Origin of the sequence: Actinoplanes missouriensis 431, assembly GCF_000284295.1 — a bacterium.
Classification (GTDB): domain Bacteria; phylum Actinomycetota; class Actinomycetes; order Mycobacteriales; family Micromonosporaceae; genus Actinoplanes; species Actinoplanes missouriensis.
This window is the reverse complement of record NC_017093.1, coordinates 6,808,518-6,824,708: the sequence shown is the minus strand read 5'-3', so window position 1 is coordinate 6,824,708 and position 16,191 is coordinate 6,808,518. Positions and strand designations below refer to the sequence as shown.

Annotated in this window: 17 protein-coding genes; 10 read left to right on the top strand and 7 right to left on the bottom strand. The window is 72.6% G+C overall.

Annotated features, from left to right (window positions below):
- Positions 1-29: 29 nt before the first annotated feature.
- Entirely contained in the window at positions 30-494 is a 465-nt protein-coding gene (locus AMIS_RS31270; protein ID WP_014446455.1) for an SRPBCC family protein, read from the bottom strand.
- A gap of 126 nt (positions 495-620) precedes the next feature.
- Here AMIS_RS31270 and AMIS_RS31265 point away from each other — a divergent pair, with 126 nt between their 5' ends.
- The gene (locus AMIS_RS31265) at positions 621-2,210 is read left to right on the top strand and encodes a phytoene desaturase family protein (protein WP_014446454.1); all 1,590 of its coding nucleotides are present in this window, start codon (positions 621-623) and stop codon (positions 2,208-2,210) included.
- Here the strand turns inward: AMIS_RS31265 and AMIS_RS31260 are convergent.
- Entirely contained in the window at positions 2,201-2,860 is a 660-nt protein-coding gene (locus tag AMIS_RS31260) for a DUF6082 family protein (RefSeq protein ID WP_014446453.1), read from the bottom strand. The two genes, AMIS_RS31265 and AMIS_RS31260, sit on opposite strands and share 10 nt — an antisense overlap.
- Before the next feature lie 68 nt (positions 2,861-2,928).
- Complete coding sequence (locus AMIS_RS31255) at positions 2,929-3,369, bottom strand: SRPBCC family protein (RefSeq protein ID WP_014446452.1); 441 nt, start codon at positions 3,367-3,369, stop codon at positions 2,929-2,931.
- 121 nt (positions 3,370-3,490) lie between these two features.
- Here AMIS_RS31255 and AMIS_RS31250 point away from each other — a divergent pair, with 121 nt between their 5' ends.
- The 7 genes from AMIS_RS31250 to AMIS_RS31220 all read left to right on the top strand — a co-directional run bounded on the left by AMIS_RS31250 (position 3,491) and on the right by AMIS_RS31220 (position 9,470).
- A complete protein-coding gene (locus tag AMIS_RS31250) occupies positions 3,491-4,693 on the top strand; it encodes a glycosyltransferase (protein WP_014446451.1) in 1,203 nt (400 codons plus the stop codon).
- Positions 4,694-4,774: 81 nt separating this feature from the next.
- The gene (locus AMIS_RS31245; RefSeq protein WP_014446450.1) at positions 4,775-5,689 is read left to right on the top strand and encodes an ABC transporter ATP-binding protein; all 915 of its coding nucleotides are present in this window, start codon (positions 4,775-4,777) and stop codon (positions 5,687-5,689) included.
- A complete protein-coding gene (locus AMIS_RS31240) occupies positions 5,686-6,426 on the top strand; it encodes an ABC transporter permease (RefSeq protein WP_014446449.1) in 741 nt (246 codons plus the stop codon). The genes AMIS_RS31245 and AMIS_RS31240 overlap by 4 nt, the downstream gene beginning before the upstream one ends.
- Positions 6,427-6,432: 6 nt before the next feature.
- Positions 6,433-7,710: a sensor histidine kinase gene (locus tag AMIS_RS31235; RefSeq protein ID WP_014446448.1), complete on the top strand. Its 1,278-nt coding sequence runs from the start codon at positions 6,433-6,435 to the stop codon at positions 7,708-7,710.
- Positions 7,707-8,333: a response regulator gene (locus AMIS_RS31230; RefSeq protein ID WP_014446447.1), complete on the top strand. Its 627-nt coding sequence runs from the start codon at positions 7,707-7,709 to the stop codon at positions 8,331-8,333. Before AMIS_RS31235 ends, AMIS_RS31230 begins: the two co-directional genes overlap by 4 nt.
- A 41-nt stretch (positions 8,334-8,374) precedes the next feature.
- Positions 8,375-8,872, top strand: a complete 498-nt coding sequence (locus AMIS_RS31225; protein ID WP_014446446.1) for a SigE family RNA polymerase sigma factor — start codon at positions 8,375-8,377, stop codon at positions 8,870-8,872.
- Positions 8,862-9,470, top strand: coding sequence for a hypothetical protein (locus AMIS_RS31220; RefSeq protein WP_014446445.1), 609 nt, complete (start codon positions 8,862-8,864; stop codon positions 9,468-9,470). The genes AMIS_RS31225 and AMIS_RS31220 overlap by 11 nt, the downstream gene beginning before the upstream one ends.
- Positions 9,471-9,485: 15 nt before the next feature.
- Here the strand turns inward: AMIS_RS31220 and AMIS_RS31215 are convergent, their stop codons facing one another.
- Together AMIS_RS31215 and AMIS_RS31210 are read right to left on the bottom strand one after the other, a co-directional pair.
- A complete protein-coding gene (locus tag AMIS_RS31215) occupies positions 9,486-9,869 on the bottom strand; it encodes a VOC family protein (protein ID WP_157435140.1) in 384 nt (127 codons plus the stop codon).
- Positions 9,835-10,701, bottom strand: a complete 867-nt coding sequence (locus tag AMIS_RS31210) for a helix-turn-helix domain-containing protein (protein WP_014446443.1) — start codon at positions 10,699-10,701, stop codon at positions 9,835-9,837. Before AMIS_RS31210 ends, AMIS_RS31215 begins: the two co-directional genes overlap by 35 nt.
- A gap of 29 nt (positions 10,702-10,730) precedes the next feature.
- Between AMIS_RS31210 and AMIS_RS31205 the strand changes: the two genes are divergently transcribed.
- Positions 10,731-11,885, top strand: coding sequence for an FAD-dependent monooxygenase (locus tag AMIS_RS31205; RefSeq protein WP_014446442.1), 1,155 nt, complete (start codon positions 10,731-10,733; stop codon positions 11,883-11,885).
- A 60-nt stretch (positions 11,886-11,945) separates the two neighbouring features.
- On the opposite strand, the gene AMIS_RS31200 is transcribed toward AMIS_RS31205, so the two are convergent.
- Together AMIS_RS31200 and AMIS_RS31195 are read right to left on the bottom strand one after the other, a co-directional pair.
- The gene (locus tag AMIS_RS31200) at positions 11,946-12,449 is read right to left on the bottom strand and encodes a hypothetical protein (RefSeq protein ID WP_014446441.1); all 504 of its coding nucleotides are present in this window, start codon (positions 12,447-12,449) and stop codon (positions 11,946-11,948) included.
- Positions 12,450-12,512: 63 nt separating this feature from the next.
- Entirely contained in the window at positions 12,513-13,553 is a 1,041-nt protein-coding gene (locus tag AMIS_RS31195) for a class I SAM-dependent methyltransferase (RefSeq protein WP_014446440.1), read from the bottom strand.
- Positions 13,554-13,629: 76 nt separating this feature from the next.
- Here AMIS_RS31195 and AMIS_RS31190 point away from each other — a divergent pair, with 76 nt between their 5' ends.
- Entirely contained in the window at positions 13,630-16,191 is a 2,562-nt protein-coding gene (locus AMIS_RS31190; protein ID WP_014446439.1) for an ATP-binding protein, read from the top strand.

Below are 16,191 nucleotides of genomic sequence, written 5' to 3'. Positions count from 1 at the left end.
GTCCCAAGCTTGACCAACGTCGGAACCTGTCAGATTCCGGGCCGATCCACCTGGCCGCGCCAGGCGCCGGTCTCGATGCCGCCGCGGCTCTCGATGAACTCCTTGAACCGGTGCAGGTCACCCTTGACCCGGCGGTCGACGATCCCCAGCTTGTCGCCGGCGGTCTCGACGAAGCCCTGCGGGTCGAAGTCCATCTGGACGGTGACCCGGGTGTGCGTCTCGTCGATCCGGTGGAACGTCACCACGCCGGCCTGCTTCTCGCCGTCCGTGGCGTGCCAGGCGACACGCTCGTCCGGCAGCTGCTCCGTGATCTCCGCGTCGAACTCACGCTTCACCCCGGCGATCTCGGTCTTCCAGTGGGTGTGCGTGTCGTCGACCTGACGGATCTCGCTGACGCCCTCCATGAACCGCGGAAAGTCCTCGAACTGGGTCCACTGGTTGTAGGCGGTGCGTACCGGGACGTTGACGTCAACGAACTCGGTGACGGTGCTCACGAGTTTCTCCCTTCACTGCCTTTGCTGCGTCCACTCGTTCAGTGCACGATCCGTGATCTTCAAGGTGCCCGGGCGACAGCGGCCTAAACGCTGTTTGTCCCGCGCGACGGCGGGTAGCGTTCCGCTGTGGAGACCGTGGATGCGATAGTCGTCGGCGCCGGGCACAACGGATTGGTGGCGGCAAATCTTCTTGCCGACGCGGGCTGGACGGTGCGCGTCCTGGAAGCGACACCGCACCCCGGCGGGGCGGTGCGTTCCGGGTTCGTGACCGCCCCCGGGTACCTGTCCGACCTGTTCAGCTCGTTCTACCCGCTGGGCTACGCGTCGCCGGTGATGCGGGCGCTGCGCCTGGAGGAGCAGGGACTGAGCTGGCGGCACGCGCCGGACGTGCTCACCCACCTGCTGCCGGACGGCCGGGCCGCCACCATCAACCGCGACCTGGACCGCACGATGGCGTCGATGGAGCAGTTCGCGCCCGGTGACGGCGAGCGGTGGCGGCACGCGTACGACGACTGGAAATCCGTCTCCGGGCGGATGCTGGACACCCTCTTCACCCCGTTCCCGCCGGTCACCTCGGGCCTCGGCCTGGTGCGCGACCTGCGCGTCAGCGGCGCCCTGCGCCTGGCGCGGCGTCTGCTCCTGTCCGTCCGGGAGCTCGGCTCCGAACTGTTCCGAGGTGAGGGCGCGACCCTGGCCCTGGCCGGCTGCGCCCTGCACACCGACCTCTCCCCGGAACAGGCCGGCAGCGGCGTCTACGGCTGGCTGCTCGCCATGCTCGGCCAGGAGTTCGGCTGGCCGGTCCCCACCGGTGGCGCCCAGGAGATCACCAGCGCGCTGGTGAACCGGCTCACCGCCCGCGGCGGGGAGATCGTCTACCAGGCTCCGGTCGAGCGGATCCTGGTGGCGCGCGGCCGGGCGATGGGTGTGCGCACCACCGACGGCCGGGACTGGCGGGCCCGCCGCGCGGTGATCGCCGACGTGCCGGCCCCGGCCCTCTACCTGGACCTGGTCGGCGAGCGCTGGCTGCCGCCCCGGCTCGTCGAGGACCTCGCCCACTTCCGCTGGGACGGCGCCACCCTCAAGGTCGACTGGGCGGTGCAGTCCGCGGTGCCGTGGACCAACCCGGCTGCCTCCGGCGCCGGCACCGTGCACCTCGGCGCCGATCTCAACGACCTCACCCGGTACGCGGCGCAGATCGCCACCGACGAACTCCCGCCGAAACCGTTCCTGCTGCTCGGCCAGATGACCACGGCCGACCCGGCGCACTCGCCGGCCGGCACCGAGTCGATGTGGGCGTACACCCACCTGCCGCACCGCAAGAGCTGGTCGGCCGACGAGATCAGCGAGCACGTGGAACGGATGGAAACGGTGATCGAGGACCACGCTCCGGGCTTCCGCAGCGCGGTCGTGGGCCGCAACGTCTTCTCCCCGACGGACCTGGAGAACGAGAACCCGTCCCTGGTCGGCGGCGCCCTCGGCGGCGGGACGTCAGCGGCGTTCCAGCAGCTGTTCCTGCGCCCGATCCCGGGTCTCGGCCGGTCCGACACCCCGGTCGACCGCCTCTTCCTGGGCAGCGCGTCCGCCCACCCGGGCGGCGGCGTCCACGGCGCCCCGGGCGCGAACGCGGCGCGGGCGGCGCTGGCGCGTGATCGGGCGGTGACGGGGGATCTCTACCGAGCCCTAATCACCGGAGCGAACCGCGCGATCTACGGCTGACCGTCCTCCTCCGCCGGGCCGAGGTTGGCCCGGCGGATGAAGTCCGTCGCCATACCGTCCTCGGGGACGTGTTTCGAGAACTCCTCGTCGAGGATTTCCGCCATGCGTTTCCGATGAGCCGGCGCGGTCGGGAAGTTCCAATGCGGCCGCGCTGTCTCCCACCATTGCCGGGACACCGGGTTGCCGTATATCTCCGGGGCGAATTCCGCCCGCAACAGGGGTTCGTCCAGCTCGCCCTGTTCGAAAGCGGCCAGCCAGTAATTCGCTCGCAAGGTGCAGAACAGGCTCTGCTGTGATCGCTTGATATCTTCCGGGCCGGAAGCGCCGTAACAGGGCATGTAGACGGCCGGATCCGAGAGGCCGATCTGCACGAGCGACGACTGCATGGTGTGGAATGCCTGAACACGCGCCATGTGGTTGGAGCGTGCCTGCGCGATGACGGAGAGCGAGACCGCAAGAAGCGCCAGCGCGGAGAACATCGCCGACGCGAATCCGTAGGCCTGTCCCACCTCGCTCAGATAAGGCCAGTCGATGTGCCAGAACTGACTGATCACGGCGAGCAGCAGCGGTGACAGAATGGCGGCGATCGCGATGGCGCTCCCCATCGCGATCGGTGCGAGTCCGGTCAGGCGCCGATGTTCTCGTGCCATGAATCGCTCCTTCGCGGGAAGGCGTGGAGCGCTTCAGTGTAGTGAAGTCCGGCAATGCGTATGAGCGGCTAGCGGTTGCGTTCGGCGATGTCGGCCAGGCGGCGGAGGGTCTCGACGTTGCGGCGGTGCAGGATCAGGTCGTTGACCTTGTTGCGGATCCAGCGCAGCGGCCCCGCCTCGAAGTCCTCCTCGATCACCACCCGGGTGGCGGAGCCGCCGTTCAGCGGTTCCAGCCGGATGCCGACGATTGCCTCGCCGAGCGGCCACAGACCCGCGTTCAGCCGCAGCTCGCGATCCGGCGTGCAGGCGAGCACGGTCGACGAGTCGTGCAGCGACAGCGGCCATGGGCCCGCCTTGTGATGCAGCTTGGAGCCGGGGGCCGGCCAGGACGACTCGACGTCCCGGATGTGCACGGTGCCGACCACCCAGTCGCTGTACGTCCAGCCGTCGGCCAGCACGGCGAAGACTCGATCGGGTGGGGCTTGAACGGTACGCGCCACGATTGCCACGGCGACCGGATTACCCTGCTGGCGGCCCTTGTAACGATCGGGCCATGTTTACGTCTGGGGCTGCAGGGCATTCCGCACCCCGTACCCAACCCCGCCTTTAACCTCGCTGGAGGAGACCACGGTGCGTATCGCGATGATCTCCGAGCATGCCAGCCCGCTGGGCTCGGACGGCCAGCACGCCCACGTCGCCGAGCTGTCCGGCGCGCTCGCCGAGCTCGGCCATGACGTGCGCGTCTACACCCGGCGCGCCGATCCCGAGGTGGCCGAGGTGGTTCTTCTGCCGAGCGGCGTCCGGGTGGTGCACGTGGTCGCCGGACCGGCTCAGCCGGTGCCGCCGGAGCTGCTGCTCCCGCACATGGGCGAGTTCGCCCGGGTGCTCGGCGAGCAGTGGAGCGGCGGCGGCTGGACGCCGGACGTCGCGCACGCCCACTTCTGGACCAGCGGCCTGGCCGCGGTCACCGCGGCGCGCCAGGTCGGCGTCCCGGTGGTGCAGTCCTTCCACGAGCTGGCCGGCCTGGACGACCGGCCGCAGACCCCGCAGGGTCCGTCGCGGTCCGGCTACGAGCGCGCGCTCGGCCGGGCGGTGGACCGGGTGGTGGCACAGACCCAGGACGAGGTACGGGGCCTGGTGCGCATCGGCATCCCCCGGGAGCGGCTCACGATCGTGCCGGCCGGGGTGAACAGCGAGTGGTTCTCTCCCGAGGGCCCGGCGGCGCAGCGCGACCCGGAACGGCCGCGGATCCTCTCGGTCGGCCGGCTGGTCGAGCGCAAGGGGTTCGGCGATGTCATCGAGGCGATGCGGTACGTGCCCGGCGCCGAGGTGGTGGTGGTCGGCGGCCCGCCCGCGGAGCAGCTGCCCGCCGATCCGGGCGCCAAGATGCTGCGCGCGCTGGCCGAGCAGTTCCAGGTCGCCGACCGGTTCAAGCTGGTCGGCTCGGTCGCGCACCGGGACCTGCCGAACTGGTACCGCTCCGCCGACCTGCTGGTGGCCGCGCCCTGGCAGGACGAGCAGTCGCTGGAGCAGACCGCCCTGGAGGCGATGGCCTGCGGCGTGCCGATCGTCGGCACCGCGGTGGGCTCGCTCTCCGAGACCGTGGTGGACGGGCTGACCGGTGACCTGGTGCCGGCCCGTGACCCGCGGGCCCTCGGCGGGGCGCTGCGCCGGCTGATCAACGACAAGGTGCGGCGGTTCACCTATGCGACCGCGGCGCTGGACCGGGCCCGTCAGGCGTACTCGTGGCGCCGGGTCGCCTCCCAGGTCGGCTCGGTCTATTCGAGCCTGCGCCGGACCACGCCGGCGAGCACCGAGGAAGCGGTGGCGTAGACCGGCATCAACCGATCGGTTGACGGCCGGTCTCGCTCGCCGGTCGATTCCGGCGGCGCACCCATCGATCATGATTGGTGCATGGCAGTCATCGAGGTGAAGAACCTCAGCAAACGGTACGGGGACACCGTAGCTGTCCGCGACGTCTCGTTCACGGTGGAATCCGGCGAGATCTTCGGCATTCTGGGCCCGAACGGGGCGGGCAAGACCACCACGGTGGAGTGCATCGCGGGACTGCGCGCCCCGGATTCGGGAACGATCACCGTGCTCGGCCGCGAACCGCGGGACCGGGCGTTGCGTACCCAGGTCGGGGTGCAGCTGCAGGAGAGCGAACTGCAGGAGAAGCTGACGGTCCGGGAGTCGCTGGAGCTCTACAGCGCGTTCTACCCGGACCCGGCGGACTGGCGCAGGCTGGCCGGCGACCTGGGTCTCGACGAGAAGCTCAACACCCACTTCGGCAAGCTCTCCGGCGGCCAGAAGCAGCGGCTGTCGATCGCGCTCGCGCTGATCGGGAACCCGAGGATCGCGATCCTGGACGAGCTGACCACCGGCCTCGACCCGCAGGCCCGCCGCGACACGTGGGAGCTGATCGCGGGCGTCCGGGACCGGGGCGTCACGCTGCTGCTGGTCACCCACTTCATGGAGGAGGCCGAGCGCCTCTGCGACCGGATCGCGGTGATCGACCACGGTGAGGTGGTCGCGCTGAACACCCCGGCCGGCCTGGTCGAGCAGACCGCCACCGAGGATCAGACCATCCGGTTCCGGCCGTCCGCCCCGATCGCGGACGAGCTGCTCACCGGCCTGCCCGAGGTGAGCCGGGTCAGCCGGCAGGGCGATCGGATCGAGGTCACCGGCACCGGCAACCTGCTGCACGCGGTCACCTCGGTGCTCGCCGTCAACGGCATCGTCGCGGTCGAGCTGCGCCTGGAACAGGCCACCCTCGACGACGCCTTCGTACGCCTGACCGGCCGGCCCGAAGAGGAGCACTCGTCATGAACGTCTTCGCCAAGCTGGTCGCCACCGAGTTCCGCACCGCGTTCCGCGAGCCGGTCTACCTCTTCTTCGCGGCCCTCTTCCCGGTCGTCCTGATCGCGATCCTGGGCGCCGTGCCCGCGTTCCGGGAGCCGTCCGCCGAGTTCGGTGGCCTGCGGACGGTCGACGTCTACGCCGGCATCGTCATCGCGCTGAGCGTCGCCATGATCGGACTGCAGGGCATGCCCACGGTCCTGGCGAACTACCGGGAGAAGGGCATCCTGCGCCGCCTCGCCACCACACCGGTCCGGCCGGTCGCGCTGCTCGGCGCCCAGCTGGTGTTCTCCGCGATCACCGTGGTGTTCTCCTCGATCCTGGTGTTCGTGGTGGCCGGCCTCGCCTACGGCGTGCCCCTCCCGGAGTCCCCGATCGCGTTCCTGCTCGCGGTGGTGCTGGCGGTCGCCGGCGTCTTCGCGGTCGGGCTGCTGATCGCGTCGCTGGCGCCGAGCGGCAAGGCGGCGAACGCGATCGGCCTGATCCTGTTCTTCCCGCTGATGTTCCTGGCCGGGCTCTACGCGCCCCGCGAGGTGATGCCGGACGTGGTGCAGACCATCGCCGACTACACGCCGCTCGCGGCCGGGGAGCGGCTCATGCACGAGGCGATGACGGGACACTGGCCGAACCTTCTCTCCGTTACGGTGCTGGTGGGCTATCTGCTCGTTTTCGGTGCGGCTGCGGCGAAACTGTTCCGTTGGGAGTGATCGGGCATGCTGGCGGCGGAGGCGCAGGAAGGCACCTCGATGACGCGCGGCGCGTGGCTGACCTGGTTGCCCTACGCGACGCTCGCCGTCTCGGTCCTGCTCGTCATCGCCGCCGGTGACGCCGTGGTGGAGCCGCCGGATCTCCGGCTGATCCTGCTCGCGGTCGCCGGGACCGCCGTCTGGATCGCGTTCTGGGTGACGTCGCATCCGCGGTGGAACGAGCGCCGCGTACTCATGGTGGTCTTTCTTCTCGGGATGCTCGGCTGGTTCGCGCTGCTGGTCTGGATGAGCCCGCTGTTCGGCTTCTTCACCTGGACGGGCTACCTCTTCATCGGGTACGCGCTGGACGGCCTCTGGCGCTTGCCGGCGGTGCTCCCGGTGGCGGCGATCGCGGCGCTGTCCCAGGTCGGCGGGGTCCCGACGCTCTCCGCGGAGGGCGGCTACATCTTCTGGGCGTTCGCCGTCCTGATCAACGTGCTGATCGCCGGCGTGATGTTCTACGTGGAGATCCAGACCGAGAAGAACTCGATCCGCCGCGCTCAGATGATCGAGGAGCTGGCCGAGGCGAACCGCAAGCTGGAGCAGGCCCTCAAGGAGAACGCCGGCCTGCACGCCCAGCTGCTCGTCCAGGCCCGCGAGGCCGGGATGCTGGACGAGCGGCAGCGGATGGCCGGGGAGATCCACGACGTGCTGGCGCAGGGCCTCACCGGCATCGTCACCCAGCTGGAGGCGGCCGAGGCCGACCCGGTGAGCCGGCCGCACCACCTGACGTCGGCGAAACGGCTGGCCCGGGAGAGCCTCACCGAGGCGCGCCGCTCGGTGCAGGCGCTGCGCCCGCAGCAGCTGGACGGTGTGGCCCTGCCGGACGCGCTCCGCGACGTCGTGCGCGGCTGGTCGGAGCGGACCGGCGTACGAGCGGATCTGGTCACCACCGGCCCGCCACGCCGGCTGCTCCCGGAGATCGAGGCGACGCTCCTGCGTACCGCGCAGGAGGGTCTGGCGAACGTGGCCCGGCACGCCGGCGCCGGCCGGGTCGGGCTGACGCTGTCCTACATGGAGGACGTGGTGACCCTGGACGTGCGCGACGACGGCGCCGGATTCGACCCGGCCCAGCCGTGCGTCGCGAACGCCGAGGGCGGGTTCGGCCTGCGGGCCATGCGGGAACGCCTGGCCCGGATCGCCGGCAGCCTGGAGGTGGAGTCCGAGCCGGGCGGCGGGACCGCGCTCTCGGCCTGCGTGCCGGCGATCGCGGTGGGAGCCGGCGCGTGCCCGGGGCCGGCGTGATCGGGCTGCTGATCGTCGACGATCACCCGGTGGTACGCGACGGGCTGCGCGGCATGTTCGCCGCCGACGACCGGTTCACGGTGCTGGGCGAGGCGGGCAACGGCCGGGAGGCGCTCACGGTGGCCCGCGCGGTGAACCCGGACGTGGTCCTGCTCGACCTGCGGATGCCGGTGATGGACGGGGTGACCACGATCCGCGAGCTGAAGGCGTCCGGTTCGGCGGCCCGGGTGCTGGTCCTCACCACCTACGACACGGACAGCGACGTGCTCCCGGCGATCAAGGCGGGGGCGACCGGTTACCTGCTCAAGGACACCCCACGGGAGGAGCTGTTCCGGGCGGTGCTCTCCGCGCACCGGGGCGAGTCGGTGCTCTCCCCGGCGGTCGCCGGCCGGCTCATGGGCGAGCTGCGGTCCCCGGCGAAGGAGCCGCTGAGCCAGCGTGAGCTGGAGGTGCTGACGCTCATCGCGCGGGGCTGCACGAACCGGGAGACGGCCGGGCGGCTCTTCATCAGCGAGGCCACGGTGAAGACGCACCTGCTGCACGCGTACGCGAAGCTGGGTGTCCGCGACCGGGCCTCGGCCGTCGCGACGGCGTTCGAGCGCGGTCTGCTGGGCCGCGAATAATCCGATGCAACCTTCCCGCCGCGAGCGGGGTGTTACAGAGCATGGGGCAGACAGCCGACTTCGACGCGTTCTACGCGAGCACCGCACGCCGGGTGATGCTGCAGGTCTACGCCGTCTGCGGTGACCTCGGCGACGCGCAGGACCTCACCCAGGAGGCGTACGCGCGGGCCTGGCAGCGCTGGCCGGAGGTCTCCGGCTACGACAGTCCGGAGCACTGGGTCCGCCGGGTCGCCTGGAACCTGGCCGCGAACCGCTGGCGTGGCCTGCGCCGATGGCTCGCCGCGCAGAGCCGGTCCGGGCCGCCGCCGGAGACCACGGACGGTCCCTCACCGGAACGGGTCGCCCTGCTCGCCGCCCTGCGCCGGCTCCCGCACGCGCAACGGCAGGCCGTCGCCATGCACTACCTGATGGACATGTCCGTCGAGGAGATCGCGTCGAGTGACGGCGTCCCGGCGGGCACCGTGAAGGCCCGGCTGTCCCGCGCCCGCACCGCCCTGGCCCCGCTGCTGACCGATGTGGAGGTGTCCGATGCCGCGTGACCTTCGTGCCGCGCTCGCCGAGCTGGAGGACGACGTCCGGCGGGTGCCGCTCGCCCCGGCCGCCGAGATCCGGGGCCGGGGCCGCGGGCAGCTGCTGCGCCGCCGGGTCGCCGTGGCCGGTTTCGCGGCGGTGCTGGTCGCGGCGGGCGCCGCGACCGCCGTGCGGTTCCTGCCCGGTGACGAGGGGACGCTGCCCGCGGCGGCCGGCTGTGCGGCCCCGGTCGACCTGACGATGCCGGACAGCAGCGCGGACATCGCGGTGCGGGTGCTCTCCGGCGCGGCGGACGCGACCCGGGCCGAGCAGGCGATCAACGACATCAGGGTACGGATCCCGGCCGCCCGCGCCGGCACCGCGGCTCGCGAGGAGTTGCCGTCCGGGACGGTGGCGCTGATCCGGTACGGTCCCCTGGCCGTCGGCGATGCCGCCTTCCTCGACGCGATGCTGCTCGGCCAGGCCGACGTGATCTTCGTGCCGTCCCGCGCCGACGCGACGCTCGACCTGGTGGTCGGCCCGGCCTACCAGCAGCTGGCCACGTCCACCGAGATCAACCGCGGGCTGGTGGAGATGCGCCCGGAGGACCTGCCGCACGAGTGCTGACCCCCGGGCGGCCGATCACTTCCGGGGCTCGCCCGGGTACGTCCCGAAACTCCACAGATTGCCCTCCGGGTCGCGGGCGGTGAAGTCGCGTGACCCGTAATCCGTGTCGGCCGGCGCCTTGAGGATCTCCGCGCCGGCCGCGGCGGCCCGCTCGTGCAGCTTGTCCACGTCGTCGGTCACCACGTACGCCCCGAACGTGCCGGGCGGCAGCTGCCACGTCGACGAGCCCGATCCGGAGCCCAGCATGATCCCGCCGCCCAGCGGCCAGTCCAGCTGTGCGTGGTCCACGCGATCGCCCTCGCCGTGCACCACGTTCTCCACGAAACCGAACGCGTCGACCAGGAACCTGATGAGTGCTCGGGCGTCACGCGCCTGAAGAGTCGGCCATACGTAAGTCATGCGTCCCATCGTCGCCGGGGAGCAGCGGCATGGCTTGGACGAAACCGAACTCGTCGGCCAGCCATCTCGACGGCGAGCACCCGGCGAACGCGTGGAAGTCGCGCACCAGGTGGGACTGGTCCGCGTACCCGTGCAGGGCCGCCACGTCGGCGAGCAGCACACCCGGCCGGATCGCCCGCCGGGCCCGATCGAAGCGGGCCAGCCGGGCCGCCTCCTTCGGGCGCAACCCCAGCTCGGCGCGGAACCGGCCGGTGAGGTGCCGCCCGCTCCAGCCGATCTCGGCGGCGAGGGCGGCGATCGGCACCGGCTCGCGCAGGAGCGTGCGGTAGGCGTACCCGATGGTGTGATCTGTCCCGGACGCGTCGCCGCGCAGCGCGCCCAGCGCACGGTCCAGGACCGCGAAGCGGGCCGGCCAATCGGCGGCCTCGGCCAGACGCTCCCGGATCTCGCCGACGCGGCCCTCGCCGAGCACCGCCGACGCGTCCACGTCGAGGTTCGCCAGCTCGGCGGCGGGAAACCCGAACAATTCACGGCAGCCGATCGGGGAGACCGCGACCTGCACGCCGGACTGCCGGCCGTCGTGAGCGATCAACGCGGGCGCCAGATGCAGCCCGCCGAGCAGAGCGCCGAACGCGCCCGGCTTCTGAGCAGGGTCGGGATGCGCCGCCACCATCAGCGGATCGTCGAGCGTGAAGATCAGCGTCAGGTACGGCGAGGGCAGCCCGCGATGCCGCGCCGGCGGCACACCGCGCTGCCGGTAGCCGGAGTAGAGCCCGACGAACGGAGGCAGCGGCGGCGCCGGGCGAGCCTGCGCGTACTCGTCGACCACCACCGTCCGATTGTCGTGCGAGGATCGGTGCCATGTCACGCGCTGTGGTGATCGGGGCGGGAATCGGCGGGCTCACCGCCGCGGTGGCGCTGCAACGACGCGGCTGGGAGGTCACCGTCGTGGAGCGCGCGCCGGCCCTCGAGGTGGTCGGTTCCGGACTCGCCGTCGCCCCGAACGCCCTGCGCGTCCTCGATCGTCTCGGCCTCGGTGCAACGATCCGTGAGCTGTCCGCCCTGCAGGGCGCGGCCGGGATCCGGCGCCCGGACGGACGGTGGATCACCCGGACCGACGCGTCGCGCGCCCGTGCCCGCTTCGGCGACGACACCATCGTGCTGCACCGCGCCACGCTCGTCGACACGCTCGCCGCCGGCCTCGCGTCGGGCACTCTCCGCCTCGGCCTGCCGGCCTCCGACGTCGATCCGGCGACCGGGGAGGTGGTCACGGCCGAGGGCCCGCTGCCGGCTGACCTGGTGGTCGCGGCCGACGGACTGCATTCACGGGTACGGGGGAAGCTCTTCCCGGGTTCTCCGGAGCCGGTCCACACGGGGGTGACGAGCTGGCGGATCATCGTCCCGCATCCCGGTGGAAATCTCCCGCAGGCCGAGACGTGGGGCGCCGGCAAGGTCTTCGGGATCGTGGAACTCGGCGACGGCCGGGTCTACTGCTACGCGACGGCGCCCGCACCACCCGGCGCGCCCCGGCCCGCGTCGGCCGGTGTGTCCGGGCCGGCTTCGCCCGGTGCTGACGAGAAGGCCGTGATGCTGCGTCATTTCGGCGGCTGGCACGCGCCGATCCCGGCCCTGATCGCGGCGGCGTCGTCGGTGACCCGCACCGACATCCGCTGCCTGGACGAGCCGCTGCCTGCCTTCCACGCCGGCCGGGTCGCGCTGCTCGGCGACGCCGCGCACGCGATGACACCGAACCTCGGGCAGGGTGCCTGCCAGGCCATCGAGGACGCGGCGGTGCTGGCGGCGGTGGACGGCGACGTGTCGGCGTACTCCGCCCAGCGCCTGCCCCGGACCACCGAGATCGCCCGCACGTCGCGCCGCATCGGCCGGATCGCGGGCCTGAACAACCCGATCGCCGAGTGGCTCCGCAACACCGGCATGGCGTGGGCCGGCCGCCTCGGCCCCGACCTGGTCCTGCGCCAGATGGACCCGGTGATGAGCTGGCACCCACCCGCCTGACCCGAACTCCACACGCTGCGTGCGGTCAGCGGCTGCGTGTGGAGTCGGGGACGGGGGCTGTCAGGAGGCGAGGATCTTCGCCAGGTCGTCTCGGAAGGAGCGCTCGCTCTCCGTCACCGACTCCCCGCCGATGCCCAGCACCCCGCCCGTCGAGGCCGCGCCCACGACCTCGTCCGCGATCTCGACGAGCCAGTGCTTGTAGGTCTCGGCGTCGGCCGGCGACGCCTTCGCCGCCAGCAGCGCCGTCGCCTCGGCGGCCCGGCTCAGCACGTCGGCCGCGTAACCGGCCGGGTCGGCCGGCTCGATCACCGGCGGCTCCTCGCCGAGTTCCGGGTCGCCGGCCTCGCCCACCGCGGCGGCCGCGGCGGCGGCGACCAGCGGGCTGGCCGAGGCACGGGCGTCCGAGATGCGGTCGAGGCCGACCGCCACCTCGGCACGGGTCTTGCGGGCGCTGTCGGGTGTGGCGGCGCTCGCCGCGGTGAGCACCGACTGCGGCAGGCCGGCGAGCAGCCCCCACTCGGCGTCGGTGAATCCCAGCTGGGCGTAGAGCGGTACGTCCGTCACGCGAGGGTCCTTTCCCTTTGGGTCGACAGCATTCTTACCTACCCGCGGAACCCGGGACCTTAATCAGGGCCGTGCCTCGTACGCGATGTTGAAGGGTGTCTCGCCGATCCGGCGGAAGCGGGTGAATCCGGCGTCGGTGACCAGGCGGCGGATCGGCTCCTCGCCGGCCTGGGCGCCGAGCGAGTACCCGCCGTCCTGGGAGAGCGCGCTCGGCACGCAGAGGAACGTGGAGAAGTTGTAGTACGCGCGCCCGACCGGGTTCAGGTTGTCCGCGACGGTGGCGCCGGCCGCCGGTTCGACGATCAGCCAGGACCCGTCGGCGTCGAGCCGGCTGAGCACGTGCCGGGCGGCGCCCAGCGGATCGCCCATGTCGTGCAGCGCGTCGAACGTGGTGACCAGGTCGTAGGGGCCGCCGCCGAAGTCCTGCGCGCCGGCCACCTCGAACCGGACACCGGACAGGGCCCGCTTGCGCGCGTGCTCGATGGACCCGCCGTGCAGGTCGGAGCCGACGAACTCCGACGACGGGTACGCCTGGGCCATCAGCGCCGTGGACGCGCCGTGCCCGCAGCCGACATCCGCGACCCGGGCGCCGCGGCGCAGTTTCTCCTCGGCGCCGCTGAGCGCGGGGATCCACGCGGAGACCAGGTTGGCGCTGTACGCCGGCCGGAAGAACCGCTCGCACCCGTCGAACACGTCCTCGTGGTGCTCGTGCCAGCCCATGCCGGAACCGGTACGGAACGCGGACTCGATCTGCGGTGCCGACCGCAGCGCGCCGAGGGCCAGCTGGAACGCGCCGGGCGCGAAGATCGGGCCGTCCGGGTCGGTCAGCGCGAACGCCTGTTCCGGGGTGAGCGAGTAGCGCCCGGAGGAGGGGTCGTACTCGACGTACCCGCCGGCGGCCTGCCCGCGCAGCCACTCCTCGACGTAGCGGGGCGCGGTGCCGGTGCGCTCGGCGAGTTCCTGAGGCAGCGCGGGCGCCGCGGCGAGGGCCCGGTAGAGGCCGAGCCGGTCGCCGAGGACGATGCCGCCGGCGGCCATCGTGGCGCCCAGGTCGCCCACGAATCGGTGCACGAATTCCATGAGTTTGTGCTCGTCAACTGTCATGTATCCGTTCTACGGGTGCCGCCGCCCACCGGAATCGGTGTCGAATACCTAGGTCGGAGGAAGGACCTACCTAGAAGTGCTGGAGCGCGAGCACGAACTCGCCGAGCTGGGCGCCGCCGCCCGGCGGGCCCTGGACGGCCACGGGTCGGTCGTGTTCGTCACCGGCGAGGCGGGCATCGGCAAGTCCACCGTCGTGGCCGCGGTCCGCTCGGTGCTGCCGGCCGAGGGACGGCTGCTCGTCGGGTACTGCGACGACCTGGCCACGCCCCGGGTGCTCGGCCCGCTGCGGGACCTGGTCGGCAAGGTGGGCACGGCGCTGACCGAGGCGCTCGCCTCCGGTGACAGGTCCCGGGTGTTCGAGGCGTTCCGGGCCGAGCTGGACTGGCCGGGCCACCCGACGGTGCTTGTCGTGGAGGACCTGCACTGGGCCGACGAGGCGACGCTTGACGTGCTGCGGTTCCTGGTCCGGCGCCTGGCCACGCTGCCGGTGGTGCTGGTCGGGACGTACCGGGACGACGAGATCGGCGCCGGCCATCCGCTGCACGGCCTGCTCGGGCTCACCGCCGGCACCCCGATCCGCCGGCTGCCGCTGGCCCGGCTCTCCGCGGCGGCGGTGCGCAGCCTCACCGGCACGACCCGGATCGACCCGGAGACGGTCTTCGCGGTCACCAACGGGAACCCGTTCTTCGTCACCGAGGTGCTCGGCGCCGGTGACGCCGACGCGGTGCCGGCCACCGTGACCGAGGCGGTGCACGCGCGGCTGCAGAGCCTGGACCCGCCCTGCCGGGACGCGCTCGGCGTGCTCTCGGTCATCCCGTCCACGGTGGATCACTGGCTGGTCGAGGCGGTGGCGCCGGGCGGTCTCGCCGTACTTGCCCCGGCAGAGCAGCGCGGGGTGCTGACCGTGACGCCGGCCCGGGTGGCGTTCCGGCACGAGTTGATGCGGCGGGCGGTGGCGGCCGGGCTCACCGCGTCCCGCCGGATCGCCGCGAACCGGCAGGTGCTGGCCGCGCTGCTGGATCACGGTGGGGCCGACCTGTCCCGGATCGTGCACCATGCCGCCGAGGCCGGGGACACCGGCCTGATCGTGCGGTACGCGCCGGCCGCGGCCCGGGAGGCGGCTCGCGTGGGCTCGCACCGGGAGGCGGCCGCGCACTACCGGATGGTCCTGGAACACCGGTCGGCGTTCCGGCCGGACGAGCGGGCCGGGCTGCTGGAGGCGTATGCCGAGGAGTCGTACATGCTGGGTCTGGACGGCCCGGCGGTGACCGCGCAGCAGGAGGCAGTCGCCCTGCGCCGCGCCCTCCCTGACGCCGCCGCGCTCGGCCTGGCGCTGCGCCGGCTGTCCCGGCTGTACTGGTACGCCGGGCAGCGCCCGCCCGCGGAGAAGACGGCCGTGGAGGCGGTCACCGTGCTGGAGGAGGCGGGTGACCCGGCGGCGCTGGCGTTCGGGCTGAGCAACCAGTCCCAGCTGCACGCGCTGGGCGGCGAGCCGGCCGCGGCGATCGTGACGGGGGAGCGGGCGATCGAGCTGGCCCGCGCGGCCGGTGACGCGGCGGTGCTGTCGCACGCGCTCAACAACGTGGGTTACGCGTACTGGGACGGCGATGATCCGCGCGGCCGGGAGCTGCTGGAGGAGAGCCTCGAGGTCGCGTTCGCGGCCGGCGAGGACGACCATGCCTGCCGCGCCTACACCAACATCGCCTGGCACCTGATCGAGGAGGTGCGGATGCCGGAGGCGGGCGCGTTGCTCGACGCCGGGATGGCGTTCGCGGAGCGGACCGAGGTGCTGGGTTTCCTGCGCTACCTGCACATCACCCGCTCGGTGGTGCACCTGGCGCGGTGCGAGTGGGACGACGCCGAGCGGCACGCCCGCTGGGAGGAGGGCGCGCCGGCGATGATGCGGGCGCCGGCCCTGGTGGTGCGCGGCATGCTGCGGATCCGGCGCGGCCTGCCCGGCGGCGAGACGATGATCGAGGAGGCGTGGCGGATCGCGCGGGGGATCGGTGAGGCGCAGCGGATCGGCCCGGCGGGCGCGGCGATGGCGGAGGCGGCGTGGCTGCGCGGCGATCCCCGGGTGGCCGAGACGCTCACCCCGGTCTATCTCGAACGCTTCGCCGCGGAGGGCGGCCGGCGGCTGTCGGCCTTCGGCTACTGGCTGGTCCGGCTGGGTGCGCCGGTTCCGCTTTCCCCGCCGTACGCCCTGCTGCGGGCCGGTCCCGCGACAGAGGCGGCCCGGATCTGGCAGGCGGCGGGCTGCCCCTACGAGGAGGCGCTGGCGCGCAGTCACAGCGACGACCCGGCGGACCTGCTCACGGCGGTGCGGCTGCTCGACAGTGTCGGCGCGGAACCCCTGGCCCGCCGGATCCGGTCCCGGATGCGCGAGCTCGGCCTGGCCCGCATCCCGCGTGGCCCGGCCGTGACGACCCGGGGAAACGCGGCCGGGCTGACCGGCCGGCAGGTCGAGGTGCTGCGGCTGCTGGCGGGCGGCCTGAGCAACCCGGAGATCGCCACCCGGCTGGTGCTGTCGCCGCGCACGGTGGACGCCCACGTGGCGGCCGTGCTCATGAAACTCGGCGCCCGCAACCGCCACCACGCCGTGGCCCGGGCCCGCGAGATCGGGCTGCTGTCACAATGA

Bases quoted from the DNA above. Each gene is read 5' to 3' on its own strand.
- AMIS_RS31260 (WP_014446453.1), bottom strand. From the start codon at position 2,860: ATGGCACGAGAACATCGGCGCCTGACCGGACTCGCACCGATCGCGATG.
- AMIS_RS31245 (WP_014446450.1), top strand. From the start codon at position 4,775: ATGGCAGTCATCGAGGTGAAGAACCTCAGCAAACGGTACGGGGACACC.
- AMIS_RS31240 (WP_014446449.1), top strand. From the start codon at position 5,686: ATGAACGTCTTCGCCAAGCTGGTCGCCACCGAGTTCCGCACCGCGTTC.
- AMIS_RS31235 (WP_014446448.1), top strand. From the start codon at position 6,433: ATGCTGGCGGCGGAGGCGCAGGAAGGCACCTCGATGACGCGCGGCGCG.
- AMIS_RS31225 (WP_014446446.1), top strand. From the start codon at position 8,375: ATGGGGCAGACAGCCGACTTCGACGCGTTCTACGCGAGCACCGCACGC.
- AMIS_RS31220 (WP_014446445.1), top strand. From the start codon at position 8,862: ATGCCGCGTGACCTTCGTGCCGCGCTCGCCGAGCTGGAGGACGACGTC.
- AMIS_RS31215 (WP_157435140.1), bottom strand. From the start codon at position 9,869: ATGACTTACGTATGGCCGACTCTTCAGGCGCGTGACGCCCGAGCACTC.
- AMIS_RS31205 (WP_014446442.1), top strand. From the start codon at position 10,731: ATGTCACGCGCTGTGGTGATCGGGGCGGGAATCGGCGGGCTCACCGCC.
- AMIS_RS31195 (WP_014446440.1), bottom strand. From the start codon at position 13,553: ATGACAGTTGACGAGCACAAACTCATGGAATTCGTGCACCGATTCGTG.